The organism is Pseudomonas putida, from assembly GCF_002906855.1.
Classification (GTDB): Bacteria; Pseudomonadota; Gammaproteobacteria; order Pseudomonadales; family Pseudomonadaceae; genus Aquipseudomonas; species Aquipseudomonas putida_N.
Genome location: NZ_MINI01000048.1, coordinates 1,160,054 through 1,186,518, shown reverse-complemented (window position 1 = coordinate 1,186,518; position 26,465 = coordinate 1,160,054). Strand labels below are relative to the sequence as shown.

Annotated in this window: 28 protein-coding genes; 19 read left to right on the top strand and 9 right to left on the bottom strand. The window is 63.1% G+C overall.

What is annotated here, in order from left to right:
• The 4 genes from BGP85_RS28165 to BGP85_RS28150 all read left to right on the top strand — a co-directional run bounded on the left by BGP85_RS28165 (position 1) and on the right by BGP85_RS28150 (position 3,020).
• Entirely contained in the window at positions 1 to 402 is a 402-nt protein-coding gene (locus BGP85_RS28165; RefSeq protein WP_103446157.1) for an ExbD/TolR family protein, read from the top strand.
• A 179-nt stretch (positions 403 to 581) separates the two neighbouring features.
• Positions 582 to 1,163, top strand: coding sequence for an alpha/beta hydrolase (locus BGP85_RS28160; RefSeq protein ID WP_103446156.1), 582 nt, complete (start codon positions 582 to 584; stop codon positions 1,161 to 1,163).
• 65 nt (positions 1,164 to 1,228) lie between these two features.
• Positions 1,229 to 2,059 (top strand): sigma 54-interacting transcriptional regulator, encoded by an 831-nt coding sequence (locus BGP85_RS28155; RefSeq protein ID WP_103446155.1) that lies wholly within the window; start codon positions 1,229 to 1,231, stop codon positions 2,057 to 2,059.
• Positions 2,060 to 2,234: 175 nt separating this feature from the next.
• Positions 2,235 to 3,020, top strand: a complete 786-nt coding sequence (locus BGP85_RS28150; RefSeq protein ID WP_103446154.1) for a MetQ/NlpA family ABC transporter substrate-binding protein — start codon at positions 2,235 to 2,237, stop codon at positions 3,018 to 3,020.
• A 246-nt stretch (positions 3,021 to 3,266) separates the two neighbouring features.
• On the opposite strand, the gene BGP85_RS28145 is transcribed toward BGP85_RS28150, so the two are convergent.
• Complete coding sequence (locus BGP85_RS28145; RefSeq protein WP_103446153.1) at positions 3,267 to 4,085, bottom strand: alpha/beta fold hydrolase; 819 nt, start codon at positions 4,083 to 4,085, stop codon at positions 3,267 to 3,269.
• A gap of 40 nt (positions 4,086 to 4,125) precedes the next feature.
• Positions 4,126 to 6,495, bottom strand: coding sequence for a penicillin acylase family protein (locus BGP85_RS28140; RefSeq protein WP_103446152.1), 2,370 nt, complete (start codon positions 6,493 to 6,495; stop codon positions 4,126 to 4,128).
• An 87-nt stretch (positions 6,496 to 6,582) separates the two neighbouring features.
• On the opposite strand from BGP85_RS28140, the gene BGP85_RS28135 reads away from it, so the two are divergent.
• Complete coding sequence (locus BGP85_RS28135; protein WP_103446151.1) at positions 6,583 to 7,149, top strand: sugar O-acetyltransferase; 567 nt, start codon at positions 6,583 to 6,585, stop codon at positions 7,147 to 7,149.
• On the opposite strand, the gene BGP85_RS28130 is transcribed toward BGP85_RS28135, so the two are convergent.
• Positions 7,128 to 7,697: a DUF6436 domain-containing protein gene (locus BGP85_RS28130; protein ID WP_103446150.1), complete on the bottom strand. Its 570-nt coding sequence runs from the start codon at positions 7,695 to 7,697 to the stop codon at positions 7,128 to 7,130. The two genes, BGP85_RS28135 and BGP85_RS28130, sit on opposite strands and share 22 nt — an antisense overlap.
• Before the next feature lie 117 nt (positions 7,698 to 7,814).
• Here BGP85_RS28130 and BGP85_RS28125 point away from each other — a divergent pair, with 117 nt between their 5' ends.
• A complete protein-coding gene (locus BGP85_RS28125) occupies positions 7,815 to 8,741 on the top strand; it encodes an alpha/beta hydrolase (protein ID WP_103446149.1) in 927 nt (308 codons plus the stop codon).
• On the opposite strand, the gene BGP85_RS28120 is transcribed toward BGP85_RS28125, so the two are convergent.
• Positions 8,742 to 9,494, bottom strand: a complete 753-nt coding sequence (locus tag BGP85_RS28120; protein WP_103446148.1) for a DUF2059 domain-containing protein — start codon at positions 9,492 to 9,494, stop codon at positions 8,742 to 8,744.
• Positions 9,495 to 9,607: 113 nt separating this feature from the next.
• Between BGP85_RS28120 and BGP85_RS28115 the strand changes: the two genes are divergently transcribed.
• The gene (locus BGP85_RS28115; protein WP_103446243.1) at positions 9,608 to 10,240 is read left to right on the top strand and encodes a 2OG-Fe(II) oxygenase; all 633 of its coding nucleotides are present in this window, start codon (positions 9,608 to 9,610) and stop codon (positions 10,238 to 10,240) included.
• Positions 10,227 to 10,736 (top strand): DUF523 domain-containing protein, encoded by a 510-nt coding sequence (locus BGP85_RS28110; RefSeq protein WP_103446147.1) that lies wholly within the window; start codon positions 10,227 to 10,229, stop codon positions 10,734 to 10,736. The genes BGP85_RS28115 and BGP85_RS28110 overlap by 14 nt, the downstream gene beginning before the upstream one ends.
• Here the strand turns inward: BGP85_RS28110 and BGP85_RS28105 are convergent.
• Positions 10,675 to 11,190, bottom strand: a complete 516-nt coding sequence (locus tag BGP85_RS28105) for a substrate-binding periplasmic protein (protein ID WP_103446146.1) — start codon at positions 11,188 to 11,190, stop codon at positions 10,675 to 10,677. The genes BGP85_RS28110 and BGP85_RS28105 overlap by 62 nt on opposite strands.
• A 199-nt stretch (positions 11,191 to 11,389) precedes the next feature.
• On the opposite strand from BGP85_RS28105, the gene BGP85_RS28100 reads away from it, so the two are divergent.
• The gene (locus BGP85_RS28100; RefSeq protein WP_103446145.1) at positions 11,390 to 11,866 is read left to right on the top strand and encodes a DUF4399 domain-containing protein; all 477 of its coding nucleotides are present in this window, start codon (positions 11,390 to 11,392) and stop codon (positions 11,864 to 11,866) included.
• Positions 11,867 to 11,912: 46 nt separating this feature from the next.
• Here the strand turns inward: BGP85_RS28100 and serA are convergent, their stop codons facing one another.
• Positions 11,913 to 13,142: a phosphoglycerate dehydrogenase gene (gene serA, locus BGP85_RS28095; protein WP_103446144.1), complete on the bottom strand. Its 1,230-nt coding sequence runs from the start codon at positions 13,140 to 13,142 to the stop codon at positions 11,913 to 11,915.
• A 171-nt stretch (positions 13,143 to 13,313) separates the two neighbouring features.
• Between serA and BGP85_RS28090 the strand changes: the two genes are divergently transcribed.
• The 4 genes from BGP85_RS28090 (at position 13,314) to BGP85_RS28075 (ending at position 17,409) form a co-directional block, all read left to right on the top strand.
• On the top strand, positions 13,314 to 14,720 hold the full coding sequence (locus tag BGP85_RS28090) for an FAD-binding oxidoreductase (protein WP_181004443.1): 1,407 nt from the start codon (positions 13,314 to 13,316) through the stop codon (positions 14,718 to 14,720).
• A gap of 15 nt (positions 14,721 to 14,735) precedes the next feature.
• Positions 14,736 to 15,401, top strand: coding sequence for a fumarylacetoacetate hydrolase family protein (locus BGP85_RS28085; RefSeq protein ID WP_103446142.1), 666 nt, complete (start codon positions 14,736 to 14,738; stop codon positions 15,399 to 15,401).
• Between the two features lie 94 nt (positions 15,402 to 15,495).
• Positions 15,496 to 16,419: an SdiA-regulated domain-containing protein gene (locus BGP85_RS28080; protein ID WP_103446141.1), complete on the top strand. Its 924-nt coding sequence runs from the start codon at positions 15,496 to 15,498 to the stop codon at positions 16,417 to 16,419.
• 81 nt (positions 16,420 to 16,500) lie between these two features.
• Entirely contained in the window at positions 16,501 to 17,409 is a 909-nt protein-coding gene (locus BGP85_RS28075; protein ID WP_103446140.1) for an SdiA-regulated domain-containing protein, read from the top strand.
• Between the two features lie 23 nt (positions 17,410 to 17,432).
• Here the strand turns inward: BGP85_RS28075 and rpiA are convergent, their stop codons facing one another.
• Positions 17,433 to 18,107: a ribose-5-phosphate isomerase RpiA gene (rpiA, locus tag BGP85_RS28070; RefSeq protein WP_103446139.1), complete on the bottom strand. Its 675-nt coding sequence runs from the start codon at positions 18,105 to 18,107 to the stop codon at positions 17,433 to 17,435.
• Between the two features lie 134 nt (positions 18,108 to 18,241).
• Here rpiA and ilvA point away from each other — a divergent pair, with 134 nt between their 5' ends.
• Both ilvA and BGP85_RS28060 read left to right on the top strand, forming a co-directional pair.
• On the top strand, positions 18,242 to 19,756 hold the full coding sequence (ilvA, locus tag BGP85_RS28065) for a threonine ammonia-lyase, biosynthetic (protein ID WP_103446138.1): 1,515 nt from the start codon (positions 18,242 to 18,244) through the stop codon (positions 19,754 to 19,756).
• Positions 19,757 to 19,794: 38 nt separating this feature from the next.
• A complete protein-coding gene (locus tag BGP85_RS28060) occupies positions 19,795 to 20,220 on the top strand; it encodes a DUF2269 domain-containing protein (protein WP_103446137.1) in 426 nt (141 codons plus the stop codon).
• A 51-nt stretch (positions 20,221 to 20,271) separates the two neighbouring features.
• On the opposite strand, the gene BGP85_RS28055 is transcribed toward BGP85_RS28060, so the two are convergent.
• Positions 20,272 to 20,928 (bottom strand): histidinol-phosphatase, encoded by a 657-nt coding sequence (locus BGP85_RS28055; protein WP_103446136.1) that lies wholly within the window; start codon positions 20,926 to 20,928, stop codon positions 20,272 to 20,274.
• 141 nt (positions 20,929 to 21,069) lie between these two features.
• On the opposite strand from BGP85_RS28055, the gene BGP85_RS28050 reads away from it, so the two are divergent.
• Both BGP85_RS28050 and ptsP read left to right on the top strand, forming a co-directional pair.
• A complete protein-coding gene (locus BGP85_RS28050) occupies positions 21,070 to 21,549 on the top strand; it encodes an RNA pyrophosphohydrolase (protein ID WP_003249017.1) in 480 nt (159 codons plus the stop codon).
• A gap of 22 nt (positions 21,550 to 21,571) precedes the next feature.
• A complete protein-coding gene (ptsP, locus tag BGP85_RS28045) occupies positions 21,572 to 23,851 on the top strand; it encodes a phosphoenolpyruvate--protein phosphotransferase (RefSeq protein WP_103446135.1) in 2,280 nt (759 codons plus the stop codon).
• A 104-nt stretch (positions 23,852 to 23,955) separates the two neighbouring features.
• Here ptsP and BGP85_RS28040 read toward each other — a convergent pair whose 3' ends face one another.
• A complete protein-coding gene (locus tag BGP85_RS28040) occupies positions 23,956 to 24,702 on the bottom strand; it encodes an NRDE family protein (protein ID WP_103446134.1) in 747 nt (248 codons plus the stop codon).
• Between the two features lie 129 nt (positions 24,703 to 24,831).
• Between BGP85_RS28040 and BGP85_RS28035 the strand changes: the two genes are divergently transcribed.
• Positions 24,832 to 25,614, top strand: a complete 783-nt coding sequence (locus tag BGP85_RS28035) for a sulfite exporter TauE/SafE family protein (protein WP_103446133.1) — start codon at positions 24,832 to 24,834, stop codon at positions 25,612 to 25,614.
• A 16-nt stretch (positions 25,615 to 25,630) separates the two neighbouring features.
• Positions 25,631 to 26,437 (top strand): prolipoprotein diacylglyceryl transferase, encoded by an 807-nt coding sequence (gene lgt / locus BGP85_RS28030; protein ID WP_079230092.1) that lies wholly within the window; start codon positions 25,631 to 25,633, stop codon positions 26,435 to 26,437.
• The last annotated feature ends 28 nt before the right edge of the window (positions 26,438 to 26,465 follow it).

Below are 26,465 nucleotides of genomic sequence, written 5' to 3'. Positions count from 1 at the left end.
ATGGCCTTTTCGACCCAGGACAGCGACGAAGTCCTCAGTGAAATCAACGTCACGCCGCTGGTGGACGTCATGCTGGTGCTGCTGGTGGTGTTCATCGTCACCGCGCCACTGCTGACCAACGCCATCCCGATCAACCTGCCCAAGACCGAGGCCGTGGCCCCGGTGGAGCAGAAAGACCCACTGGTGGTGAGCATCGACGGTGGCGGCAAGCTGTTCATCAACAAGGACGAGATCCAGCCAGACCTGCTGGAAACCCGCCTCAAGGCAGCCAAGGACAAGGACGCCGACGTGCGCGTGCAGCTGCAGGCCGACGATGGCGTGAACTATGGCGAAGTGGCACGGGCCATGGCGGCGATCGAGCGCGCCGGGATCAGCAAACTGGCGGTAATAACTGCACGGTAATCTTCACCCTCTTCAGGCAAGTGCTCAGGGGCCACATCTCTTGGCAGGGGTTGGCCCTTTTTTTTGCCTGTCATTCGTATGTTATTTTGGTTATTAATAAATAGCTTCTTATTCCTTTACGAATATAACTGGGTCCCTATACTGGTCCCCAAGCACGCAAACTTACTGGAGGCGTCCCCATGCGCAATGAGTCGATTCGTTACCTGATTGTGCCGGGCTGGCAAGGATCGCCAGACAACCATTGGCAGAGTCACTGGCAGCGCACGCTGCCCAACAGTGCCCGGGTCGAGCAGCAAGACTGGCTCAACCCCCAGCGCCGCGACTGGGTGCAAGCGCTGGAGCAGGCGATTGTCGCCGAACGCTCGCCGGTGATCCTCATCGCTCACAGCCTGGGCTGTGTCACCGTCGCTCACTGGGCCGCACAGGCCAGCCCGGCGCTGCTGCGTCGGGTGCGCGGCGCATTGCTGGTGGCCCCGGCGGATGTCGAGCGGCCCACCTGCGCGCCGGCCTTGCGCAACTTCGCGCCGATCCCGCTGCAGGCGCTGCCGTTCCCCAGCCAGGTGGTCAGCTCCGACAACGATCCGGCAGTGAGCGTGCCGCGTGCCTTGTCCCTGGCCCAGGCCTGGGGCGCTGAGGCGGGCCTGCTGAGCAATGCCGGGCACATCAACGTGAAGTCCGGCCACGAGCGTTGGGAACAAGGCTTCGCCTACCTGTATCGCCTGCAAAGCCGGGTCGAGCAGCGCGCATTGCGCCGCGCCTGATCGGCCCCGACCGTTCACCGTTTGCCTGACGCCCGGCCACCGATGGCCAGGGGCGGGAGTTCGTCATGACTATTCAAAACCCGTTCGACCAGCCGCTGCTGACTTTTCCTGAACTGGACAAGAGCCCCCTGAGCATCCGTGCCAAGGCGCTGGTATTCATCGACCCGCGCTCGCAGCAGTTGCGCCAGGCCCTGGAGCAGCTGGCGCCGCAACCGGTACCGGTGCTGATCCGCGGCGAGACCGGTACCGGCAAGGAACTGCTGGCACGGCAGATCCACCGGGCCAGTGACCGCCCCGGGCTGTTCGTCTCGGTGAACTGCGCGGCCATCAGCCCGACCTATGCCGACGCCGAGCTGTTCGGCTACAGCGCCGGCAGCCAGGGCGGCACGGCCAGCAGCCGCGCCGGCTGGTTCGGCTCGGCCAATGGCGGCACCTTGTACCTGGACGAGATCGCCGACTTGCCGCTGGCGATCCAGGGCAAGCTGCTGGCGGCGTTGGAAAATCGTGAGGTCACCCGTGTCGGCGCGCAGCAACCGCAGCCGGTGGACGTGCGCCTGGTGGCTGCGACCAGCATCGACCTGGCTCGGGTGGTGAAGGCTGGGCGCTTCAACGAGCGCCTGTACCAATACCTGCGCGAGGGCGCGCTGGAGTTACCGCCGCTGCGCGAACGCCCGGGCGATATCCTGCCGCTGGCCGAGTACTTCGCAGGTATCTACAGCGTGCGCCTGCAGCGCCCGCTGGCACTGATCAGCGAGGCCGCGCAGCAGGTGCTGGAAGCGCATGCGTGGCCGGGCAACACCCGCGAACTGGAGAACGTGATCCACTTCGCGTTGTTGGTGAACGACGGGGACGAGCTGCTGCCGGAGGACCTCGATCTGCTCAACCCCTCAGGCTAGACGAGCTAATAAGCAAACTGGATGGTGGCAGATTGCTTTTGGAATAAGCAGCTAATTAAAAGATATTGTTACGGAATAAAAAATCTCGGTATTGTCCGCCTCACGCCCGCCAGTGAAACGGTTGGGCACCCGAATTCGCCATCCGTGATGGCTCAGATCCAGAATAAGGAACACCATGAAGAAGACCCTGCTGACCACTGCCTTGGCCGCCGCCCTGTCGTTTGCTGGCCTGGCCTCTGCCGCCGAGAAACTGGTGGTTGCCGCCACCCCGGTTCCGCACGCCGAGATCCTTGAGCTGATCAAGCCGACCCTGGCCAAGGAAGGTGTGGACCTGCAGATCAAGGTCTTCACCGACTACGTGCAGCCGAACGTGCAGGTTGACCAGAAGCGCCTGGACGCCAACTACTTCCAGACCCTGCCTTACCTGCAGAGCTTCAACGAAGGCAAGGGCACTCACCTGGAAACCGTGGTCGGCGTGCACGTCGAACCGTTCGGTGGCTACTCGAAGAAGGTCAAGAGCCTGAGCGAGCTGCAAGACGGCGCTACCGTTGCCATCCCGAACGAAGGCAGCAACAGCGGCCGCGCACTGATCCTGCTGCAGAAGGCTGGCCTGATCACCCTGAAGGACCCGAAGAACGCCCTGGCGACCCCGAAAGACATCGCCGAGAACCCGAAGAAACTGAAGTTCCGCGAGCTTGAGTCGGCCATGCTGCCGCGCGTGCTGGACCAGGTCGACCTGGACATGATCAACACCAACTATGCCCTGGAAGCCGGCCTGAACCCGGCCAAGGATGCGCTGGTGATCGAAGGCAGCGACTCGCCGTACGTGAACTTCCTGGTAGCCCGCCCGGACAACAAGAACAGCGAAGCCATCCAGAAGCTGGCCAAGGCGCTGACCAGCCCTGAGGTGAAGGAATTCATCGCCAAGAAGTACCAGGGTGCGGTACTGCCTGCGTTCTGATTGTGTGATGGCTTCATGAAAACGCCGACGCATTTGCGTCGGCGTTTTTGTGTGTGGCTGGCAGCCGGTCAGCGCGGGTTGCCCAGCGCCCGGCGCAATGCCAGCAGCCACAGCAGTTGTTCGTTGGCATCAGGCGAGCAGGGGCTGTTCATCGTTATCGTCCTTGTTGGTGATGGCCGTGCAAGTCATGGTTTGAGGCGATTTGAGAAGCTTGTTGCAGGAAAGTTTCAGGCTGCGTCGACAATCTCAAGGATTGCGCGGTAGCCAGTTCAACAAGAACTCATTCACCACCTTGGGGTTCTCCAGGCTGGAGATATGTCCCGCAAACGGAATCTGCGCCGCCAGGCACCCAATGATCCGCGACATCTCGTTGGACTCTTCAGGCGGTCGTGGAATGTCCTGGTCACCACAGACCACAATGGTCTTGTTACCTTTCAGTTCACCCAGCCGCCCCAGCAGGTCGAGCCGCCCGAAGATCACCCGTCCCATTGGGTCCAGGCTGTTGTGAATCACCTCGGCGCTGCTTGCCTTCAATGCCGCCCGAAAGCTTTCACGAATTTCGGGCACTGTCTGCCCGCCAGCATGGAAGAAGATCGGCACGATGATGTCCAGCAGCGGGTCCGGGAAGAAACCAGCCTCACTCGCCGCATCCAGCATGGCGAAGTACTTCAGCCGGGTCGCCTCCGGTTCGGCGCCGAGGTACGTATCCATCAGCACCAGGCGATCGACCCGTTCGGGGTTTTCGATAGCCAGCTGAGCACCCCACATGCCACCGACCGACAGGCCGACCAGGTGGCACTTGGCGATATCCAGCGCGTCCAGCAGTGCCAGGTGCTGGCGGGCCAGGGCGCTCATATCGGTGGTGGTGGCGGGTGGGGCATCGGAGTCGCCGTGGCCCCAGAGCTCGGGGACGATGACCCGGAAGTGTTGTGACAGGGCCTCGATCTGGGGCTGCCACATCTCGGCCGACCACAGGTAGCTATGGCCGAGCAGCACCGGGAAGCCCTGGCCCTGGTCGACATAGCTCATGCGTGCGCCGTCGATTTCGATGAAGTGTTTTTGCATATGGAAAAGTCTCTGCGGCAAGTTTCAAGGGTTTTCAAGATTACTCACGGGTGCCGGGAACAAGCCTGAGGGTGCTCTGCGCCGGGATCACGCCCATCTGCGCTCGTTGGTACTTCCCTTCAACATACCCTTCGGCCTGGTCGGCAAAATATCGGTCGAACGGCACGCCACTCTGCCCGACCGGGTTGCTGGTCAGCGCCTGCCCGGCATCGGCGAAGTCGATCAGGCGCCGGGTCGACGGGCCATAGGTCACCGGCCATGGCGCCGGGCCGATCTTCGCCGACAAGTTGTTCGGTACCTCATGGGTGCCGGGGGCGGCAAACGGACCGACATTGAACAGCAGGTTCAGCGGCTTTTTCGCGCCCAGTGGATGGTTGTGGGTCAGGGTATGGCCCTTGCCCCATTGCCAGCTGGCCGGGTCCTTGCCAAGCGTGTTGCGCAAGTGGCCAAGGCTCTTCTGCCAAGCCACGCGCACGATGGCGGTGCGGTCAGTGCGCTGGCTCGCGCCGCGGGTGTTCCACCAGGGCGAATCGGCGTCGGCGGCCAGGCGCGGCAGTGCGGCATCGATGGCGCGGGTGCTGATCAGTACCGGGAACCAGGTGTCGCCCAATTCGTCATGCAAGGCGGCATAGGCCAGCTCGTAAAGGAACTGGTTGAACAACGTAGCGTTGGTGGAGTCCAGCGGATAGTCGCCGCGCCAGGCGGCAAGCTGTTCGACCAGTTCCTTTTCCTCGTCACCCTGGGCGATCTGGCGCAGGGTCGCCAACAAGGGCGCCAAGGTGCGCGGGCCATAATCGCTCGCCGTATCGAGTTGCAGCGCCTGGCTGTTCTGGGTGTCCCATTTCACTTCCGGGTTGGCCAGCTGGTGATCGAGCTGGCGGCCGCGGTCGGGGAGGTTGTAGTAGCCGGGTATCGGCACCACGGCCGGTGGCTGGTAGTTGGCCGAGACGATATAGCCGCTGGCCGGGTTCTCCTGCTGCGGGTTGACGCTGAACGGGTAGAAACCGGGTTTGTCGGCCTGGCTGCTGGCGCCGTCGAGGATGAACGCCGGGTTCACACCGTCGGGGCGAATCGGCAACTTCGCCGCCGCCCACCAGCCGATATCGCCACGGGCATTGGCCCAGACGAAGTTCAGCCCCGGTGCCTGCACCTTGGCCGCCGCTTCGCGCATCTTGCCCAAGGTGTCGGCGCGATTGAGCTGGTAGAAGCCTTCGAGAATCGGGTTCTCGGTTTCGAGGAACGCCCACCACATGGCAATGGGCGTGGTTCCGGCCATTGCGCCGAGGACGTCGTTGACGATCGGCCCGTGGGGTGAACGGCGCAGGCTGATGGTGACCGGTTGCTCGCCTTTGACTGCAATCTGCTGTTCGGTCTTCTCCAGTGTGCGCCACTGGCCATCGACCATGACCTGGTCAGCGTTGGCAGGGTTGGTCTTTTCTGCGATCAGGTCGACGTCATCGTTCTGGAACATGGTCAGGCTCCAGCCGAAGTCACGGTTGTGCCCCAGCATCGCGAAGGGATTCAGCGCCTGGAAGTAGCCATACAGGTTGAAGCCTGGTGCTGACAGCTCGGCCTCGTACCAGACGGCGGGCACGGCAAAACTGATGTGCGGGTCGCCGGCCAGCAAGGGTTTGCCGCTGCGGGTGCGGCTGCCGGAAACGGCCCAGGCGTTGCTGCCCTCGAACTGCGGGATGCCAGCTTCCACCAAGGCCTCGTGGCTGGCGCGGGCCACCGCTTCGAGGCTTTGCCAGTCGGCCGCAGCCAGTGGCGTGCCCAGTGCGCCCTGCGGCTGCCAGTCGAGATCGAAGATTTTCAGGTATTGCGGACCCAGCTGGTCGCGGATGTAGGTCAGCGCAGGTTCGGTGCGGAAGGCGGCCGCGAAACTGTACGCCAGGTAGCCAGCAATGCTCAGGGTGTCTTCGGCAGTGAACGGCCGTGGCGTGATGCCGATCAGGTCGAACTCCAGCGGTTTGGGGTGGCTGGCCTGCCAGGCATTGACGCCCTCAAGGTAGGCCTGCAAGGCCTGCCAGGCGGGTGACTGGTGGTCCTGGCGCTGAGCCATCAGCGCGGCCTGTTCGCGGATACGCAGGCTGCGGAACAGGGTATCGGTGGGCAACAGCTTGTCGCCCAGCACCTCGGCCAGCTCTCCACGGGCCAGGCGGCGCATGATCTCCATCTGGAACAATCGGTCCTGGGCATGCACGTAGCCCAAGGCGCGGTACAGGTCCGTTTCGCTCTGCGCTTGCAGGTGGGGCACGCCACGGGCGTCGTAGCGCACGCTGACCGGCGCCTGCAAGCCGGCCATGGCCACGTCGCCTTCGCGCTGTGGCAACTTGCCGTGTACGTACCAGTAACCGGCACCAGCGGCCACGGCGACGACTACGGCCAACAGGGTCAGGCTGCGCTTCATCGAGACTCCTTGTGCATTCGAGCGGAAACTGTGGTCCGATCATCGACGGATTCGCGAACAGAGCATAGTCCCCAGGCAGGAGTTTCCATGTCCCTCAGCGAAAAACAGAAAATGCTCACAGGCCAGCTCTACCACGCCGGCTGCCCCGAGCTGCAGGCCGAGCAGATCGCCAACAAGCACTGGATGTACCGTTACAACAACAGCGTCGAGCTGCTCAACGACGCACGCAACGGCCTGCTGGCCGAGCACTTCGGCCATGTCGGCGAAGGCACGGTAATCCGCCCACCGTTCTACTGCGACTACGGCTACAACATCAGCGTCGGGCGCAATACGTTCATGAACTTCAACTGCGTGATCCTCGACGTGGTGCCGGTACGTATCGGCGACGACTGCCAGATCGGCCCCAACGTGCAGATCTATACGGCCGACCACCCGCTCGACCCCGAGGTGCGCCGTAGCGGCCTGGAGAGCGGGCGGCCGGTGACCATTGGCAATAACGTGTGGATCGGCGGGGCGGCGATCATCCTGCCGGGGGTGAGCATTGGTGACGATGCCATCGTGGGTGCAGGTAGTGTGGTGACCCGTGATGTGCCGGCGGGGGCGACCGTAATGGGCAATCCGGCGCGTGTGCGTCAGCCGGCCCAGGGGCAATAGCAGCCCACGGCCAGCGTATTGGAGGCGGAGACACTGCGGCCAGCCAGCAGCGCCTTGAGGATCGGCTCGATGAAACTGTTGCTGGCGTTGCACACCGCGCCTTCGCTGTAAGGGCCGAAGTAGGCGAGGTTGCCCTGGCGGTCCCAGATGGCCACGGCGGGGGAGGCGGGCAGGTGTTCGCTGCCTGGCAAGTGGGCGATGGCTTGCAGGCTGCTCAGGTTGGCGGGTAGCTGGCCGTGGCTGCCTGGCCTCTGCACGACGTGGAAGGTCACCCCCTGGCCTGCGAACTGGGTCATCAGGTCGCCAAGGTGCTGCTGGTTGCCGACGTTGCACGGGCAAGCCGGGTCCCAGAAGTGCACCACGCGGATCGGACCGGGGCCGGCCAGTTCGGGGGGCAGTTGCAGCTGGCTGCCGTCGAACAGTGTGGTCTGGTTGTCGAACGGGCGCAGGTAGCGAGACTGGAAGGTGGTGTAGGCCTGCCAGAGCACCAGGGTGCAGATTATCAGTGCGAGGCCCGCCAAAAGCTGTTTGATGTTTCGAATCTTCATGAATTGTCCGCGCCCACCACTGATCCATGCTGCCTGTTCGAGGTGAGCAAGCTTGCCACGGCGCCGGCCAGAGCTGAATATCCCAGATCAATACTCGCTTCGCCTTGGATGTACCCGATGCCCGCCGCCTTTCACCCCGATACCTTGCGTCCCAGCCTCGCCCCATTGGCCAAACGCCAGCCGTTGTCAACGCAGGCGCAGGACTATCAGCGCTTCTATGGCCTGAACCTGTCGGCGCACAGCTGGCTGGGCGGCTTCCAGGCGGCGGGGTTCGAGCTGGTCGGGCAGGTCTGGCTACCGGAAAAGCCCGTTGCGACGCTGTTTCTGCTGCACGGCTACTACGACCACATGGGCCTTTATCGGCATGTGATCGAGTGGGCATTGAAGCTTGGTTATGCAGTGATCAGCTGTGACTTGCCAGGCCACGGCCTGTCCAGTGGCGAGCGCGCCAGCATCAGTGATTTCGCCGTGTACCAGCAAGTGCTGGAAGCCTTGTTCGAACAGGCGCGCGGCCTTGAACTGCCACGCCCCTGGCACCTCTGCGGACAGAGCACCGGTGGCGCCATCGCCGTGGACCACTTGCTGCACCAGGGTGACCGCAGCCCGATCGATGGCGAGGTGATACTGCTGGCGCCGCTGGTGCGGCCGCGCTCGTGGCGCTGGTCGAAGTTCAGCTATCGGGTACTGCGCCACTTCGTCAACGGCATCGAGCGGCGCTTCAGCGAGAACACCAACGACCCGACGTTCCTGCCCTTCCTCGAAGCCGACCCGCTGCAACCGCGGCGGCTGCCCACGGCCTGGGTCGGCGCGTTGATCGCTTGGGTCAAGCGCATCGAGGCGGCGCCGCACTGCGCGCGGCGGCCCTTGATCGTGCAGGGGGAAGCGGATGGTACGGTGGATTGGCCCCACAACCTCGAAGTGCTCAAGGCGAAGTTCAGCGAGCCGCAGATCCTGATGTTGCCCGAAGCTCGCCATCACCTGGCCAACGAGCTGCCGGATATTCGTCGGCGCTACTTCGACTTCATCAGGCAGCGCCTGGGCTGATCACTTGAGGTCGGCGCTGGTCTGGCCCACCGCCAGGCCGGCACGCACCGCAGCCACAGCGGCCTGGTAATAGGCCCTGCCGTCTGGCGACTCGGCGAAGGTGGCGAACTCTTCCAGTTCGTCGTCGGACAGGTCGCGGTAGACGTACAGCAGGGTGTTGTTCAAGTCTTCGCCGATCTGCCCCATAAGACGCTGGCGCTGGCCGTCGAGCAGGCCCTGGGCCTGGCTGGCGCCGAACAGGCCGGGGATCATCGAACTCAGGCTGTCGGCGGCCACCCCGGCGATCGCCAGGCTGACTTCGGCGCCGGCTTCGCGGGCTGGCAGGGCCTGGGCCAGGTGGCCGATGACCAGCATGCGGTTGTCGCTGGCCTGCATCTTCGGCAGGCCCTTGGCGTTCTTGGCAAGCTGGTCCTTGCGCGTGGCCAGCAGTTCGGCGGCGACAATCTTGCGCCCCAGCGGCGACTGGAAGAAGGCCAGTGCCGGCGCCGGGTTCGCTAGCGTGCTGCGCAGTTTGGCCAAGGCACGGTTATCCATTGCCTGGGCCTGGAAGCGCTGGTTGCTGTTGTTGACCAGCGCCTGGTAAACCGCAGGCGGCAGGCTATTGCGGTAGCGCTGTTGGGCGGCGCTCACGGCATCGGAAAAGTGGGCGCGCTGGTCGGGCCAGCCGGCGGCCTTGTACAGTTGATCGAGGCTGTCTGCCCAGACAGGCATGGTGCAGATCATCAGCAGAAGCAGGGAAAACAGACGGTGCATTCAGGACTCCTGTCGGCAGGTGGCTATTGTCCTAGGCCCGGCGCCGTTTTGTCGAGCAATCCGAACGCTTCTCAGCCAAGTGGCGCTGTGCGCCGACAGGGCGAATGGATATGATGCGCGCCATGCACATCTCCCCTGAAAACCCGATGCTTGCGGCCGTCGTCGACGATCTGGCCACCCATGGCTGGTCGCAGCAGGCGCTCTTTCTGCCTGCCGACCTGGTGCGCGCGCTGGCGGCCGAATGCCGGCGGCGTGATGCCGAAGGCGAACTCAACCCGGCCGGGGTTGGGCGCGGCGACGCCCAGGAGGTGCGCGAGAGCATTCGCGGTGACCAGATCCAGTGGATCGACCCCGGCCAGGCTGAGGCATGCGACCAGTACCTGGCGGCCATGGACCAGTTGCGTCAGGCTATCAACCAGGGCCTGTTCCTGGGCCTTGAAGATTTCGAATGCCACTTCGCCCTGTATCCACCGGGGGCGTTCTATCGCCGGCACCTGGACCGCTTCCGCGACGATGACCGGCGCATGGTGTCGGCGGTGCTTTACCTCAACGAAGACTGGCAGCCGGAAGACGGCGGGCAGCTGCGCATGTTCCTGGCGGATGATGTCGAGCACGATGTGCAACCGGTGGCGGGCTGCCTGGCGATCTTCCTGTCCGGTGAGGTGCCGCACGAGGTGCTACCGGCCGGGCGCGAGCGCCTATCGTTGACCGGTTGGTTCCGGCGCCGCGGCAATGACCCGTTCTGATCTGCCCAAGGTCTTGGTGAGCGCCTGCCTGCTGGGGCAGCCGGTGCGCTATGACGGCCGGGCCAGCGGGCATCCCGATTTGTTGCAGCAGTGGCAGGCCGAAGGGCGTGTGGTGCCACTGTGCCCCGAGGTGGCGGGCGGCTTGCCGACACCGCGCCCGCCGGCGGAGATCTCCGGTGGCCAGGGCGCGCAGGTGCTCGATGGTGGGGCGCAGGTGTTGACGGTGACCGGTGAGGACGTCAGTGCCGAGTTTCTGGCCGGGGCGCAGCAGGCGCTGGCGCTGGTGCGGCGCCATGGCATTCGGGTGGCGGTGCTGAAGGCGGGTAGCCCTTCGTGCGGCAACCGGTTGGTCTACGATGGCACCTTCAGTGGGAAGAAAGTGCCAGGAGAAGGGGTTGCCGCAGCCTTGCTGCGCCGTGCAGGGGTACAGGTGTTCAGTGAGTTGGAGCTGGAGCAAGCGCAGCAGGCGTTGGCTGATCTGCCTGCAGGTTGCTGAACCACTTCTGTTCCAGCTCCGCCGTGCGGCCACTGTTCTTCAGGCGATCAAGTGCATTGTTCACCGCGCTTTCGAACGCCGGGTTGTCCTTCTGGAACGGAATCACCAGTTTCTTTTCGCCAAATGCCTGGCTCACGTCAAACGGCCCATCGGCCTTGGGCGACTCGTTCGACGGGATCAGCGAAACGTCATACTTGCCACTTTCCACGCCCGGCAGCACTTCCGCTGACGTCGCCTCGACAAACTCGGCGCGCAGGTCCAGTTCACGGGCCAGGTCCTGGCCGAACTCGATTTCAAAGCCGGTCAGACGGTCGTTTTCCTTGAACGAGTAAGGCGCGTTATCGGCCTGTACGGCAATGCGCAATTCGCCCCGGTCGGCAATTTCGTCTATCAGCTCGGCCTGAGCCAATGGAGTGATCAGTACTGCCAGCAGTACGCCTATGGTCGAACGCATGTAGTGCCCCTTTTTCTTAAGCAGATGAATAACTTTCGCCGCGACTTTCTTCCCCGTCGCGGTCGAGCGCAGCCTATGACCTTGAAGCCTTGGCGAGGTTTAACCCTAACTGAAATATTTCTCTTTGTGGGCTATCGTGAACTATCGCCGCCGTTCGTTTTACTGGCAGCGGTCAATAAGTGAATCACAGGAGAAGTGAATGAACAGCCTATTTTCGCGTGCTGCCTTTGCCGGTCTGCTGATGGGCGTCTCGGTGCTCGCCAGCGCCGCAGATGCCCTGAAGAGCCAGGAGCCGCCCGCGGGTGCCAAGGTTTCCATCCTTTCCCCCAAAGATGGCGAGCAGGTCGACGCGACCTTCACCGTCAAGTTCGGCATCGAGGGCATGGAGCTCAAGCCTGCGGGAGACCAGACCCCGCATACAGGCCACCACCACCTGCTGGTGGATGTGGACAAGGAGCCTGCGGCCGACATGCCGCTGCCGACCAGCCTGATGCCGGCAGCCGGTACCGCGTTGCCCGCCGGCCCGCAAGTGCTGCACTTCGGCAAGGCGCAGACCGAAACGACCATCACCCTGACGCCGGGCAAGCACACCCTGCAACTGGTGCTGGGTGACCAGTATCACGTGCCGTTCAAACCGAGTGTCGAGTCGAAGAAGATCACTGTAGAAGTGAAATAAAAAAGGGAGGCCACCAGGGCCTCCCTTTTTCATACCGCCAGCGATCTTAGAACAGGACGCGCGAACGGATGGTGCCTTTGACCTGTTGCAGTTTTTCCTGCGCCAGGTCGGAGTACTCGGCGTCAACGTCGATTACCACGTAACCGACTTTCTCGTTGGTCTGCAGGAACTGGCCGGAGATGTTGATGGCGTTCTCGGCGAAGACCTTGTTGATCTCGCTGAGCACGCCCGGGATGTTTTCGTGGATGTGCAGCAGGCGGTGCTTGCCTGGGTGCGCCGGCAGGGCAACTTCCGGGAAGTTGACCGACGAAACGGAAGTACCGTTGTCGCTGTACTTGACCAGTTTCTCGGCCACTTCCAGGCCGATGTTGGCCTGGGCTTCGGCGGTGGAACCACCGATGTGCGGGGTCAGGATCACGTTGTCCAGGCCACGCAGCGGGCTTTCGAACTCTTCGTCGTTGGAGCGCGGCTCGACCGGGAACACGTCGATGGCGGCGCCGATCAGGTGCTTGTCCTTGATCGCGGCGGCCAGGTGGTCCAGTTCGACCACGGTGCCACGGGCGGCGTTGATCAGGATCGAGCCCTTCTTCATCGCACGGATTTCCTTCTCGCCGATCATCCACTGGGTGGATGGCAGCTCAGGCACGTGCAGCGAAACGATGTCGGCCAGGCCCAGCAGTTCGTTGAGGCTGGTGACTTGTACGGCGTTGCCCAGCGGCAGCTTGGTCAGCGGGTCGTAGAAGTACACCTGCATCCCCAGGTTTTCTGCCAGGACCGACAGTTGGGTACCGATCGAGCCGTAGCCGACGATGCCCAGCTTCTTGCCGCGGATTTCGAACGAGTTGGCCGCGCTCTTGATCCAGCCGCCACGGTGGCAGGAAGCGTTCTTCTCAGGGATGCCGCGCAGCAGCAGGATGGCCTCGGCCAGCACCAGCTCGGCCACCGAACGGGTGTTGGAGTACGGTGCGTTGAACACGGCGATACCGCGTTCGCGGGCGGCTGCCAGGTCAACCTGGTTGGTGCCGATGCAGAAGCAGCCGACGGCAACCAGTTTCTTGGCGCAGTCGAAGATTTCTTCGGTCAGTTGGGTGCGCGAGCGGATGCCGATGAAGTGGGCGTCGGCGATCTTTTCTTTCAGCTCGGCATCCGGCAATGAACCGGTGAGGTATTCGATGTTGGTGTAGCCGGCAGCCTTGAGGGTATCGACTGCGTTCTGGTGCACACCTTCAAGAAGAAGGAACCGGATCTTGCTCTTGTCGAGAGAAGTCTTGCTCATCTGCGTAAACCTGTATCCCGGAGAAAAAATGGCGAGGACTGATGCCAGGCGCTAGGGCAGCCTTAGCATGAACAGCGGGAGGGCTATGCTAGCATACGCGACACAATCTGAGCTTATCCCGACAGGTGAAGAGTGCTCAGGGTGACTATGAATAAGTCGAGAGTTCCAGCGATGACCCACCCCGCTGTAATTGAAGAACTGATGACCCTTGTCGACCCTGGCAAGGTCCTGACCGACCCCGCTTCCCTGGAGGCCTACGGCAAGGACTGGACCAAGCACTACCCGCCTGCGCCCACGGCCATCGTGTTCCCCAAGACGGTAAAGCAGGTGCAGGCCATCGTGCGCTGGGCCAACCAGCACCAGGTCGCGCTGGTGCCGTCCGGCGGGCGCACCGGGCTTTCCGCCGGGGCCGTGGCGGCCAATGGCGAAGTCGTCGTCTCTTTCGACTACATGAACCAGATTGTCGATTTCAATGCCTTCGACCGCACCGTGGTGTGCCAGCCGGGGGTGATCACCCGCCAGCTGCAAACTTTCGCCGAAGAGCATGGCCTTTATTACCCGGTGGACTTCGCCTCCAGCGGCTCCAGCCAGATTGGTGGCAACATCGGCACCAATGCTGGCGGTATCAAGGTCATCCGCTACGGCATGACCCGCAACTGGGTGGCCGGCCTGAAGGTGGTCACTGGCAAGGGCGAGCTGCTGGAGTTGAACAAGGACCTGATCAAGAACGCCACCGGCTACGACCTGCGCCAGCTGTTCATTGGCGCCGAAGGCACCCTGGGTTTCGTGGTCGAAGCGACCATGCGCCTGGACCGCGCCCCGCGCAACCTCACCGCCATGGTGCTGGGCACGCCGGACTTCGACTCGATCATGCCGGTGTTGCATGCCTTCCTGGGCAAGCTCGACCTTACCGCTTTCGAGTTCTTCTCCGACAAGGGCCTGGCCAAGATCATGGCTCGTGGCGATGTGCCAGCCCCGTTCGACACCGACTGCCCGTTCTATGCCTTGCTGGAGTTCGAAGCCAGCACCGCGGAGGTGGCCAACGAAGCGCTGGCCACCTTCGAGCACTGCGTCGAGCAGGGCTGGGTTCTGGATGGGGTGATGAGCCAGAGCGAAACCCAGCTGAAGAACCTGTGGAAGCTGCGCGAGTACCTGTCCGAAACCATCTCCCACTGGACGCCCTACAAGAACGACATTTCCGTCACCGTTTCCAAGGTGCCGGCGTTCCTGCGCGATATCGATGCCATCGTCAGCGAGCATTACCCGGACTATGAAGTGGTCTGGTACGGCCACATTGGCGATGGCAACCTGCACCTGAATATCCTCAAGCCCGAGCACATGAGCAAGGATGACTTCTTCGCCTCGTGCACCAAGGTCAACAAATGGGTGTTCGAGATCGTCCAGCGTTACAACGGTTCGATCTCGGCCGAGCACGGCGTGGGCATGACCAAGCGCGACTACCTGGGCTACAGCCGTTCGCCTGAGGAAATTGCCTGTATGAAGGCAATAAAGGCCGTCTTCGACCCTAACGGCATCATGAATCCGGGTAAGATCTTCGCTCCTGAACAAAAGCAGTAATCAAAGGAGTCGGCCATGAGTTACCAGCACCAGTACGTAGACGGCACGCGCATTCATTTCCCGCTGGGCAAGGTGGTGTGCATCGGCCGCAACTACGCCGAACACGCAAAGGAACTGGACAACCCCATTCCTTCCGAGCCGCTGCTGTTCATCAAGCCGGGCAGCTGCGTAGTGCCACTGGAAGGCGGGTTCAAGATCCCGACCGACCGCGGTTCGGTGCACTACGAGGCCGAAATCGCCGTGCTGCTGGGCAAGCCGCTGTCGTCCACTGCGTCCGAGGAAGAAGTGCTGGACGCCATCTCCGGTTACGCCCCGGCGCTGGACCTGACCCTGCGCGACGTGCAGGCCAAGCTCAAGGAAAAGGGCCTGCCGTGGGAACTGAGCAAGAGCTTTGACGGTGCTTGCGTGCTGCCGCCGTTCGTTTCTGCGGCGTCTTTTGAAGATGTGACCGATATTCCGGTGCGCCTGACCATCAATGGTGAAGTGCGCCAGGACGGCAACAGCGCGATGATGCTCAACCCGATCGTGCCGATCATCCAGTACATGGCGGCGCATTTCTCGCTGCAGGCGGGGGATGTGATCCTGACCGGCACCCCAGCCGGTGTCGGGCCGTTCAATGTCGGTGACGAGTTGGTGCTGGAGCTGCCGGGCGTCTGCCGTTTCGAAAGCCGGGTGCTCTGAGCCGATACCGCGAAGCACGCGACGCGATTTACCGTTTTTTCACACCTCATCCGGATAATGCGCAGATCTTCGCCCGTATCCCCAGGAATTTCGCATGCCAGCATCCTCCAGCGCATCCGCATCCCCCAAGCGCCGCTTCTACCTGCGTTGGCCCTTTGGCCTGGCCGTTGCGGCGGTGATCGGTTACGGCGTGGCGGTGGCCTTGCACTGGGATGACCGCGGCATGCTGTGGGTCAAGGAAGGCTTCGAAACCAGCGCCGAGCGTAGCGAAAGCGTGTGGTTGCCAGACTATCAGGTCGACATCGACGCCAAGGTGCTGCCGGGCATGGAAGATGACGAAGCTTCGGACGTCGCATACAACCCTCACACTCGCACGCTGTTCGCGGTGATGGGCAAAAACCCGTTTCTGGTCGAGCTCAGCCTCGACGGCGACGTGCTGCGCAAGATCCCGCTGGTAGGCTGGAGCAACCCGGAAGGGGTCGCCGTGATGGAAGATGGCCATGTGGCGATTACCGATGAACGCCTGCACGACCTGACCGTGGTCAAGGTGGATGCGCAGACCGCTTCGCTGAACCACGCGGACTTCCAGAGTTACGACCTGGGCGAGTCAGTGAAGCGCAACAAGGGCTTCGAAGGCGTGGCCTGGGACCCGATGCGCCAGCGCCTGGTGATTGGCGAGGAGCGGCCGCCGAAGCTGTACACCTGGAACACCGACGGGCGCAGCCCTCTCAAGGGTGACAAACAGGTCCTGGCCAACGACGAACTCGACTTGCGCAACCTTTCGGCCCTGGGGGTCGACACGCGCACCGGGCACCTGCTGGTGTTGTCGGCCGATTCCAACATGCTGCTGGAGCTTGACGAGCAAGGTCAGCAGGTCAGCTTCATGACCCTGCTGGGGGGCTTCAACGGGCTGGAGCACACCATACCGCGTGCCGAAGGCGTTGCCATGGACGATCAGGGCAACCTGTATATGGTCAGCGAGCCGAACCTGTTCTATCGCTTCAAGAAAAGCCAGTAGCACTATCAGCCGTTTCGTACATTAAGCTTCACTTCAGTCGACCATGGTTAGCTTCGCTTCCATCATGTCGGGTCTGTCGTTATGCGTCGCTTTGTTCGTCTGTGTGTGCTCCTTGCGTTTGCCGGGCTGCTGCTCCTGGGGCTGGCCGGCCAGGAGTTTCGCCTGTTCGAGCGGGGCTGGTTCAACCTGAAGACCTGGTGGCAGCCAGCCGAACAGGGCATCGGCCTCGATCGCTACCGTGTGGTGGTCGAGGCGCAGCCGGTCGAAGGGTTGGACGATGACCTTTCTGCGCTGACCTACGACCCTGACCGCGAAACCCTGTTCTCCGTCACCAATGCCCGTTCGGAACTGATCGAACTATCGTTGGACGGGCGCATCTTGCGCCGTGTGCCGCTGACCGGCTTCGGCGACCCCGAGGCGGTGGAATACGTTGGGCCCAACAGCTATGTGATCACCGATGAACGCCAGCAGCGGCTGATTCGCGTTCGCCTGGACGATGACACGTTGTTCCTCGACGCCGCAGATGCCGAGCAGTTGAGCCTGGGCATCGGCCTCAACGGCAACAAGGGCTTTGAAGGCCTGGCCTACGACTCGGCGGGCCAGCGTCTGTTCGTGGCCAAGGAACGCGACCCGATGTTGATCTACGAAGTTCGTGGCTTCCCCAATCAGAATCCGGAGCAGCCTTACGCGGTGCATGTGGTGCAGGACCGCAAGCGTGATTCACGGTTGTTCGTGCGGGACCTGTCGAGCTTGCAGTTCGATGAGCGCAGTGGGCATCTGCTGGCGCTGTCTGATGAGTCGCGACTGGTGCTGGAACTGGACGTGGAGGGGAAACCGCTCAGTACCTTGTCGTTGCGCAAGGGGTATCAGGGGTTGAAGGCGACGGTGCCGCAGGCGGAGGGGATTGCGATGGATGAGACTGGGACCATCTATCTGGTCAGTGAGCCGAACCTGTTCTATGTGTTCGAACCCGCTCCCACAGAGTCTTAGGGGCGGGTTCGATCGCGAGTGGCTTACTCGGCCTTGAGGCTCTTCACGCCTTCGGCGGTACCCAGCAACAGCAGGTCCGCCGGGCGGGCTGCGAACAGACCGTTGGTCACCACGCCGACGATGGCGTTGATCTGTGTTTCCAGCTCCACCGGGTTGGTGATCTGCAGGTTGTACACATCGAGGATCACGTTGCCGTTGTCGGTCACCACGCCTTCACGGTACACCGGGTCGCCGCCCAGCTTGACCAGCTGACGCGCCACGTGGCTGCGGGCCATCGGGATGACCTCGACCGGCAGCGGGAAGGCGCCCAGCACCGGCACCAGCTTGCTGCCGTCGGCGATGCAGATGAAGGTCTTGGCCACGGCCGCGACGATCTTCTCGCGGGTCAGGGCTGCGCCGCCGCCCTTGATCAGGTTCAGGTGCGCATCGCTTTCGTCGGCGCCGTCGACATAGAACTCCAGCTCGCTGACGCTGTTCAGCTCGTAGACCGGGATGCCATGGCCCTTCAGACGCTGGGCGGTGGCCTCGGAGCTGGCGACCGCGCCATCGAATGCGGTCTTGTGCTGGGCCAGGGCGTCAATGAAGAAGTTGGCAGTCGAACCGGTGCCGACGCCGACGACGCTCTTTTCATCCAGCTTCGGCAGAATGAAGTCGACAGCGGCCTGGGCGACGGCCTGTTTGAGTTGGTCCTGGGTCATGCGGGCTCCGGAAAGGGGCAGGGCGGTAATGAAAGGAGCCTAGTATAACGGCTCGGGCGGCTTTGCTGTGGTCGCCCGACGTAGCGCTGGGGTAGACTCGCAGCCCTTGTCCCGCGGCCAGTGATGCTTTCCCGATGCTCGAACAGTACGTCAAGAAGATCCTCACCTCGCGCGTCTACGACGTCGCTGTCGAAACCCCGTTGCAGAGCGCCGGGCAGCTGAGCAAGCGTCTGGGCAACCAGATTCTGCTCAAGCGCGAAGACTTGCAGCCGGTGTTCTCGTTCAAGATCCGCGGGGCGTACAACAAGCTGGCGCAGCTGACCCCGGAAGAACTGGCCCGCGGCGTGGTGACCGCCTCGGCCGGCAACCATGCCCAGGGCGTGGCCCTGGCGGCCCGTGAGCTGGGCATCAAGGCCACCATCGTGATGCCCAAGACCACCCCGGAGATCAAGGTCGAAGGCGTGCGTTCGCGCGGCGGCAAGGTGGTGCTGCATGGCGACTCGTTCCCTGAGGCGCTGGCCTACTCGCTGAAGCTGGTCGACGAGAAAGGCTTCGTCTACATTCACCCCTATGACGACCCGCACACCATTGCCGGCCAGGGCACCGTGGCGATGGAAATCCTCCGCCAGCACCCGGGGCAACTGGACGCGATCTTCGTCCCGGTGGGCGGCGGTGGCCTGATTGCCGGCATCGCGGCCTATGTGAAATACCTGCGCCCGGAAATCAAGGTGATCGGCGTCGAGCCGGACGACTCCAACTGCCTGCAGGCAGCGATGGCGGCAGGCGAGCGCGTGGTGCTGCCGCAGGTCGGGCTGTTCGCCGACGGTGTGGCGGTGGCGCAGATCGGCCAGCACACCTTCGATATCTGCCGCCACCATGTGGATGAGGTGGTGACGGTCAGCACCGATGAAATCTGTGCTGCAATCAAGGATATCTACGACGATACCCGCTCGATCACCGAACCTGCTGGCGCCTTGGGCGTGGCGGGCATCAAGAAGTACGTCGAGCTCAAAGGTGTGACCGGGCAGACCCTGGTGGCCATCGACTCGGGCGCCAATGTCAACTTCGACCGCCTGCGCCACGTCGCCGAGCGTGCCGAGCTGGGCGAGAAGCGCGAAGCCATCATCGCCGTGACCATCCCCGAGCGCCCGGGCAGCTTCAAGGCCTTCTGCGAGGCCATCGGCAAGCGCCAGATCACCGAATTCAACTATCGCAAGCACACCTCCGACGAGGCGCACATCTTCGTCGGCGTGCAGACCCACCCGGAAAACGACCCACGGGCCGCGCTAGTACAGAACCTGATCGATCAGGGCTTCCCGGTGACCGACCTGACCGACAACGAACTGGCCAAGCTGCACATCCGCCACATGGTCGGTGGCCATTCGGCCGGTGCCAGCGACGAGATCGTGCTGCGCTTCGAGTTCCCCGAGCGGCCGGGGGCGCTGTTCAACTTCCTTACCAAGCTGGGCGGGCGCTGGAATATCTCGATGTTCCACTACCGCAACCACGGCGCGGCTGACGGGCGCGTGGTGGCAGGCTTGCAGGTGCCTGAAGACGAGCGCCACCTGGTGCCGGCGGCGCTGGCCAAGATCGGTTACCCGTACTGGGACGAAACCGATAACCCGGCGTACAAGCTGTTCCTGGGTTGAGCGGCTAAGCTTGGCTTATCGCTCAAGGATGTGAAGACATGGAACACCTGACCACCCTCAAGGCCCTGCACATCATCGCCACCGCGCTGTTGCTGCTGGGCGCCCTGGGCCTGACGGCCTGGACCGTGCGGGCCCGCCGCCAGGGCGATGCCCAGGCCTATGCCAAGCTGCTGCGCCGGCCGCTGGTGTTCGTCTGGCTGGTGATGGGGGTGTGCCTGGTGAGCATGCCATTCACCGGCTGGTGGCTGGTGCATCTGGTGGGTTGGCCGTTGGGGCAGACCTGGGTCGTGGCATCCAGTGTCATCTATACGCTGGGTGCGTTTGCCGGGTGGTGGCTGCTGGTGCGGCTGAACCGGCTGCGCAAGGCTGAAGTGGTGGGGTTGCGGTTTACCCTGGCGCTGGCGGTGTTCAGCGGGGTGTGCTTCCTGTCCATCGCCGGGCTGATGGGCGCCAAGCCAGTATGACAGCCTTGTGCTACCAATACCGGCCTCTTCGCGGGGCAAGACAGGAAAACCTCAATCCCTGAGGGAAACCACAGGCCAGCCGCGTTTTTCGGCCTCGGCCCGCAAGTTCGGGTCCGGATCCACCGCCACCGCATGGGTCACCCGCTCCAGTAACGGCAGGTCATTCATCGAGTCGCTGTAGAAATAGCTGTCCTCCAGGTCGAACCCGTTCTCCAGCATCCAGCGCTCCAGCCGCGTCACCTTGCCTTCACGAAAACACGCTATATCGGTACTACGCCCGGTATAGCGGCCGTCGTGCGTCTCGCATTCGGTTGCCAGCAGCACGCGCACACCCAGGCGGCGGGCAATCGGTGCAGTGACGAAGCGATTGGTGGCCGTGATGATCACCAGCTGGTCGCCGGCCTCGCGGTGTTGCTGCAGCAAGGCCAGGGCCTTGGGCAGGATGATCGGCTCGATGCAGTCGCGCATGAACTCGCGGTGCCATTGGTCGAGCTGGGCCGGTTCGGTGGCTGCGAGGATTTCCATGGAGAAGGCCAGGTAGGCCTGCAGGTCCAGGGTGCCGTTCAGGTAGTCCTGGTAGAAAGCGTCGTTGCGATTCTTGTACGCGACCGGGTCGAGAATGCCCCGCTCGCACAGGTAGTCACCCCAGGCGTGGTCACTGTCGCCACCGAGGAGGGTATTGTCCAGGTCGAATAAAGCCAGGCGCATCGCGGTCACTCGTGTCAGCCACAGGGTAGGCCCGCAGAATACGGAGTTTTCACTGCCCTGCACATAAGCTTGGCGGGCGCGTTGCTGCGCTCGCAAGCTTTGTGGAACAATGCGGTGACATGCGTTTGCGAGGTTGCTGCCGTGATCGACCCGGATGGTTTTCGCCCCAATGTCGGGATCATTCTGACGAATGATGCCGGGCAGGTGCTATGGGCTCGGCGGATCAACCAGGATGCCTGGCAATTCCCCCAGGGTGGTATCAACCCTGACGAGACGCCAGAAGATGCCCTGTACCGCGAGTTGAACGAAGAAGTTGGCCTTGAACGCGACGATGTGGAAATTCTTGCCTGCACCCGCGGCTGGTTGCGTTATCGTTTACCCCAGCGGCTGGTCCGCACCCACAGCCAGCCGCTGTGCATCGGCCAGAAGCAAAAGTGGTTTTTGCTGCGCCTGGTGAGCAATGAACAACGGGTGCGGATGGACCTGACCGGCAAGCCGGAGTTCGACGGCTGGCGCTGGGTCAGCTATTGGTACCCGCTGGGCCAGGTGGTGACATTCAAGCGTGAAGTCTACCGCCGCGCCCTGAAAGAGCTTGCACCGCGTCTGCTGACGCGCGACTGACGACGGAGTTCGACCCCGAGCCATGCTCAATACGCTGCGCAAGATCGTCCAGGAAGTGAACTCCGCCAAAGATCTCAAGACGGCGTTGGGGATCATTGTCTTGCGCGTCAAGGAGGCCATGGGCAGCCAGGTCTGCTCGGTGTACCTGCTCGACCCGGAAACCAACCGCTTCGTGCTGATGGCTACCGAAGGCCTGAACAAGCGTTCCATCGGCAAGGTCAGCATGGCGCCCAACGAGGGCCTGGTCGGCCTGGTCGGTACCCGGGAAGAACCGCTGAACCTGGAAAACGCCGCCGATCACCCGCGTTATCGCTACTTCGCCGAAACCGGCGAAGAGAAATTCGCCTCCTTCCTCGGTGCGCCGATCATCCACCACCGCCGTGTGGTCGGTGTCCTGGTCATCCAGCAGAAGGAGCGCCGCCAGTTCGATGAAGGTGAAGAAGCCTTCCTCGTGACCATGAGCGCTCAGCTCGCCGGGGTAATCGCCCACGCCGAAGCCACCGGTTCGATCCGGGGCCTGGGCCGCCAGGGCAAAGGCATCCAGGAGGCACGCTTCGTCGGCGTGCCGGGCTCGCCGGGCGCCGCTGTCGGGCGTGCCGTGGTCATGCTGCCACCGGCTGACCTGGAAGTGGTGCCGGACAAGGCCGTCGATGACATCGACGCCGAACTGAAACTGTTCAACAATGCGCTCGAAGGCGTGCGCGCCGACATGCGCAAGCTGTCAGCCAAGCTGGCGACCCAGCTGCGTCCGGAAGAGCGCGCACTGTTCGACGTGTACCTGATGATGCTCGAAGACGCAGCCCTCGGTGGTGAGGTGGTCGAGGTCATCAAGACTGGCCAATGGGCCCAGGGCGCCCTGCGCCAGGTGGTTGGCGAGCACGTCAACCGCTTCGAGCTGATGGATGACGACTACCTGCGCGAGCGCGCCTCGGATGTGAAGGACCTTGGCCGGCGCCTGCTGGCTTACCTGCAGGAAGCCCGCTCGCAGTCGCTGGTGTATGCCGACAACACCATCCTGGTCAGTGAAGAGCTGACCCCGGCGATGCTCGGCGAAGTGCCGGAAGGCAAGCTGGTTGGCCTGGTCTCGGTGCTGGGGTCGGGCAACTCCCACGTCGCCATCCTCGCCCGGGCCATGGGCATCCCGACGGTGATGGGCCTGGTCGACCTGCCGTATTCCAAGGTCGATGGCATCGAAATGATTGTCGACGGCTACAAGGGCGAGGTGTTCACCAACCCCAGCGAGGTGCTGCGCAAGCAGTACAGCGACGTGGTCGAAGAGGAACGCCAGCTGGCCCAGGGCCTCGACGCCCTGCGCGAACTGCCGTGCGTTACCCCCGACGGCCACCGCATGCCGCTGTGGGTCAACACCGGCCTGCTCGCCGATGTGGCCCGTGCCCAGCAGCGTGGCGCCGAAGGCGTGGGCCTCTACCGCACCGAAGTGCCGTTCATGATCAACCAGCGCTTCCCCAGCGAGAAAGAGCAGCTGGCGATCTACCGCGAACAGCTGGCGGCCTTCCACCCGCTGCCGGTGACCATGCGTACCCTCGACATCGGTGGTGACAAGGCGCTGTCGTACTTCCCGATCAAGGAAGAGAACCCGTTCCTCGGCTGGCGCGGCATTCGCGTCACCCTCGATCACCCGGAAATCTTCCTGGTGCAGACCCGCGCCATGCTCAAAGCCAGCGAGGGCCTGAACAACCTGCGCATCCTGCTGCCGATGATTTCCGGCATTCACGAGTTGGAAGAGGCGCTGCACCTGATCCACCGTGCCTGGGGCGAAGTGCGCGACGAAGGCACCGACGTGCCGATGCCGCCGGTGGGTGTGATGGTGGAAATCCCTGCGGCGGTGTACCAGACCAAGGAGCTGGCGCGGCAGGTGGACTTCCTCTCCGTCGGTTCCAACGACCTGACCCAGTACCTGTTGGCGGTGGACCGCAACAACCCGCGGGTCGCCGACCTTTACGACTACCTGCACCCGGCGGTGTTGCAGGCGCTCAACACTGTGGTGCGTGATGCCCATGGCGAAGGCAAGCCGGTGAGCATCTGCGGCGAGATGGCGGGCGATCCGGCAGCGGCGATCCTGTTGATGGCCATGGGCTTCGATAGCCTATCGATGAACGCCACCAACTTGCCGAAAGTGAAGTGGATGCTGCGCCAGGTGAACATGAGCAAGGCCAAAGAGTTGCTGGTTGAAGCTTTGAGCCATGACAACCCGCAAGTTATCCACAGCTCGCTGCAGCTGGCCCTGAAGAACCTCGGCTTGGCGCGGATGATCGGGCCTGGGGCCAACAAGACCCTCTGAATTTGAGGTTGCCGGTGCCGGCCTCTGCGCGGGACAAGCCCGCTCCTACAGGCAAAAACCTGTAGGAGCGGGCTTGTCCCGCGCAGAGGCCAGTGAAGACTGCCTCATACTTCCAGGCTGACTTCCCCAAGATGCCCACCAAAGGGCCCGAAGCTGCGCTCAACCAGCCGCCTTCTGCCCCTATCATCAACAATCAGCACGGTACTAGCCCGAGTGCCATAGTTCTGGCTGGCAATAAACACACTCGACAGCAACTTCTCGGTCGCCACCCCCACGCCTGTTTCTGGTAACTCAGCGTCGGCTGCCGGCTCGTTGTCTGCCAGCAACGCCAGCAACCGCTGTGGATCGGCCGTGTCCAGCATCCCTTGCAACCCATTGCGCGCTTTCACAAGCTTCGGCCACGGCGTATCCAGCCCGGCATTGGACAGCCCGTACACCCCGGCCTCCAGCAAGCGTGGCGCCACATCCCGGGCATGCAGGTAGCCCAGCTGGTGACCATCACCCACCAGCAGGTTGAACCCTGAATACTGCTCGCTGCGGCTGGCGACCTGGTCGAGGTAGGCCTCCACCCCCAGGTCACCCTGCAGATACGCCGCCACCAGCTCGCCCCGCGAGCGTGGCCCCAGCACCTGTCCTGGGTCGCGAATATTGGTCAGCGCCGCGAAGCGCCCCTGCGGGCCGACGCCCAGCCAGGTGCCGCCGGCTTCAAGATCGCGCCCGGCATGCACCCCGGGCGCATCTTCCCAGGCGGCCAGGGCCTGGGTCGGGCGGGCGTAGAACTCGTCACGGTTGGCCGCGACGATCAGCGGCAGGGCATGACCCGGCCGCCAGGCAAATACGATCAGGCACATAGGTTGGGCCTCTGTGTTTTTGCCCACTGTACCCACTGCACGGGTGTCGATCCATCCTGTCACAGAGTTCACTAGAGCCCCGAGCCCGGCTTCCGTTACCATGCCGGATTGTTTTCTCGGGGAATACGAATGGAATTCGTGCTCTATCTGCTGTTGGGCGCCTGCGCCGGCGTGCTGGCCGGGCTGTTCGGGGTGGGTGGCGGCATCATCATCGTGCCGGTGCTGGTGTTCAGCTTTACCTTGCAGGGCTTCGACGCATCGGTGCTGACCCACCTGGCAGTGGGTACCTCGCTGGCGACCATCGTCTTCACCTCGATCAACGCCGTGCTCGAGCATCATCGCAAGGGTGCGGTGCAATGGCCTATCTTCGCCTGGATGACCCTCGGTATCCTCATCGGCGCCGGTATCGGCGCCAAGACCGCGTCGCTGATCCAGGGCCCGCAGTTGCAGAAGATCATCGGAGTGTTCGCCCTGATCATCGCCGCGCAGATGGCCCTGGACCTCAAGCCAAAGGCCAGCCATGACATCCCTGGCAAACCGGCCTTGATCGGCGCTGGCGGGGTGATTGGCTGGGCTTCGGCGATCTTCGGCATCGGCGGCGGCTCGCTGACCGTGCCGTTCCTGACCTGGCGTGGCCTGCCGATGCAAAAGGCCGTAGCGACGTCCTCGGCCTGCGGTCTGCCGATTGCCCTGGCCAGCGCCCTGAGTTTCATGTTGCTGGGCTGGCAAGAGGAACACCTGCCGCCCCACAGCATTGGTTTCGTCTACCTGCCGGCGCTGGTCGGCATTGCCGTGACCAGCATGTTTTTTGCGCGCTTTGGCGCGCGTCTGGCGCACAAGCTGTCGCCACGCCTGTTGAAACGCCTGTTCGCAGCCTTGCTGTTCTGCGTCGGCCTCAGCTTTCTGATTTGAATCGAGAGGAAGTTCCATGCTGCCTTACCCGCAGATAGACCCCGTGGCCGTAGCCCTCGGGCCACTGAAAATCCACTGGTACGGCCTGATGTACCTGGTCGGCATCGGCGGTGCCTGGCTGCTGGCCTCGCGCCGGCTCAACCGCTTCGACCCGACCTGGACCCGTGAGAAACTCTCCGACCTGGTGTTCTGGTTATCAATGGGTGTGATCGTCGGCGGGCGCCTGGGCTATGTGCTGTTCTACGACCTGCACGCCTACCTGGCCAACCCGACGCTGATCTTCGAGGTGTGGAAGGGCGGCATGTCGTTCCACGGCGGCTTCATCGGCGTGATGCTGGCCGCGCTTTGGTTCGGCAAGCGCAACAACAAGTCGTTCTTCGAGCTGATGGACTTCGTCGCACCGCTGGTGCCGATCGGCCTTGGCGCCGGGCGTATCGGCAATTTCATCAACGCCGAGCTGTGGGGCAAACCTACCGACGTGCCATGGGCGATGATCTTCCCGCCGTTCAGCGACCCGGCCCAGCTGCCGCGCCACCCGTCGCAGCTGTACCAGTTCGCCCTGGAAGGCGTGGCGCTGTTCGTCATCCTCTGGCTGTTCTCGCGCAAGCCGCGGCCAACCATGGCTGTTTCCGGCATGTTTGCGCTGTTCTACGGCATCTTCCGCTTCATCGTGGAGTTCGTCCGAGTGCCGGACGCGCAGCTCGGTTACATCGCTTGGGGCTGGCTGACCATGGGTCAGATTCTCTGCGTGCCGATGATCCTGGCTGGCCTTGGCCTGATCTGGTGGGCTTATAATCGCAAACCCACGGCGAAACCCGCCTGATTATTCCCACGGCAGGGGTGATCCCCCT

Coding starts and splice junctions, on each gene's coding strand:
- BGP85_RS28085 (WP_103446142.1), top strand. CDS start 14,736: ATGAGTTACCAGCACCAGTACGTAGACGGCACGCGCATTCATTTCCCG.
- BGP85_RS28155 (WP_103446155.1), top strand. CDS start 1,229: ATGACTATTCAAAACCCGTTCGACCAGCCGCTGCTGACTTTTCCTGAA.
- BGP85_RS28090 (WP_181004443.1), top strand. CDS start 13,314: ATGACCCACCCCGCTGTAATTGAAGAACTGATGACCCTTGTCGACCCT.
- BGP85_RS28125 (WP_103446149.1), top strand. CDS start 7,815: ATGCCCGCCGCCTTTCACCCCGATACCTTGCGTCCCAGCCTCGCCCCA.
- BGP85_RS28115 (WP_103446243.1), top strand. CDS start 9,608: ATGCGCGCCATGCACATCTCCCCTGAAAACCCGATGCTTGCGGCCGTC.
- BGP85_RS28145 (WP_103446153.1), bottom strand. CDS start 4,085: ATGCAAAAACACTTCATCGAAATCGACGGCGCACGCATGAGCTATGTC.
- BGP85_RS28160 (WP_103446156.1), top strand. CDS start 582: ATGCGCAATGAGTCGATTCGTTACCTGATTGTGCCGGGCTGGCAAGGA.
- lgt (WP_079230092.1), top strand. CDS start 25,631: ATGCTGCCTTACCCGCAGATAGACCCCGTGGCCGTAGCCCTCGGGCCA.
- BGP85_RS28100 (WP_103446145.1), top strand. CDS start 11,390: ATGAACAGCCTATTTTCGCGTGCTGCCTTTGCCGGTCTGCTGATGGGC.
- BGP85_RS28105 (WP_103446146.1), bottom strand. CDS start 11,190: ATGCGTTCGACCATAGGCGTACTGCTGGCAGTACTGATCACTCCATTG.
- BGP85_RS28040 (WP_103446134.1), bottom strand. CDS start 24,702: ATGTGCCTGATCGTATTTGCCTGGCGGCCGGGTCATGCCCTGCCGCTG.
- BGP85_RS28120 (WP_103446148.1), bottom strand. CDS start 9,494: ATGCACCGTCTGTTTTCCCTGCTTCTGCTGATGATCTGCACCATGCCT.
- rpiA (WP_103446139.1), bottom strand. CDS start 18,107: ATGACCCAGGACCAACTCAAACAGGCCGTCGCCCAGGCCGCTGTCGAC.
- serA (WP_103446144.1), bottom strand. CDS start 13,142: ATGAGCAAGACTTCTCTCGACAAGAGCAAGATCCGGTTCCTTCTTCTT.
- BGP85_RS28130 (WP_103446150.1), bottom strand. CDS start 7,697: ATGAAGATTCGAAACATCAAACAGCTTTTGGCGGGCCTCGCACTGATA.
- BGP85_RS28055 (WP_103446136.1), bottom strand. CDS start 20,928: ATGCGCCTGGCTTTATTCGACCTGGACAATACCCTCCTCGGTGGCGAC.
- BGP85_RS28165 (WP_103446157.1), top strand. CDS start 1: ATGGCCTTTTCGACCCAGGACAGCGACGAAGTCCTCAGTGAAATCAAC.
- BGP85_RS28110 (WP_103446147.1), top strand. CDS start 10,227: ATGACCCGTTCTGATCTGCCCAAGGTCTTGGTGAGCGCCTGCCTGCTG.
- BGP85_RS28140 (WP_103446152.1), bottom strand. CDS start 6,495: ATGAAGCGCAGCCTGACCCTGTTGGCCGTAGTCGTCGCCGTGGCCGCT.
- BGP85_RS28060 (WP_103446137.1), top strand. CDS start 19,795: ATGGAACACCTGACCACCCTCAAGGCCCTGCACATCATCGCCACCGCG.
- BGP85_RS28135 (WP_103446151.1), top strand. CDS start 6,583: ATGTCCCTCAGCGAAAAACAGAAAATGCTCACAGGCCAGCTCTACCAC.
- BGP85_RS28075 (WP_103446140.1), top strand. CDS start 16,501: ATGCGTCGCTTTGTTCGTCTGTGTGTGCTCCTTGCGTTTGCCGGGCTG.
- ptsP (WP_103446135.1), top strand. CDS start 21,572: ATGCTCAATACGCTGCGCAAGATCGTCCAGGAAGTGAACTCCGCCAAA.
- BGP85_RS28080 (WP_103446141.1), top strand. CDS start 15,496: ATGCCAGCATCCTCCAGCGCATCCGCATCCCCCAAGCGCCGCTTCTAC.
- ilvA (WP_103446138.1), top strand. CDS start 18,242: ATGCTCGAACAGTACGTCAAGAAGATCCTCACCTCGCGCGTCTACGAC.
- BGP85_RS28035 (WP_103446133.1), top strand. CDS start 24,832: ATGGAATTCGTGCTCTATCTGCTGTTGGGCGCCTGCGCCGGCGTGCTG.
- BGP85_RS28150 (WP_103446154.1), top strand. CDS start 2,235: ATGAAGAAGACCCTGCTGACCACTGCCTTGGCCGCCGCCCTGTCGTTT.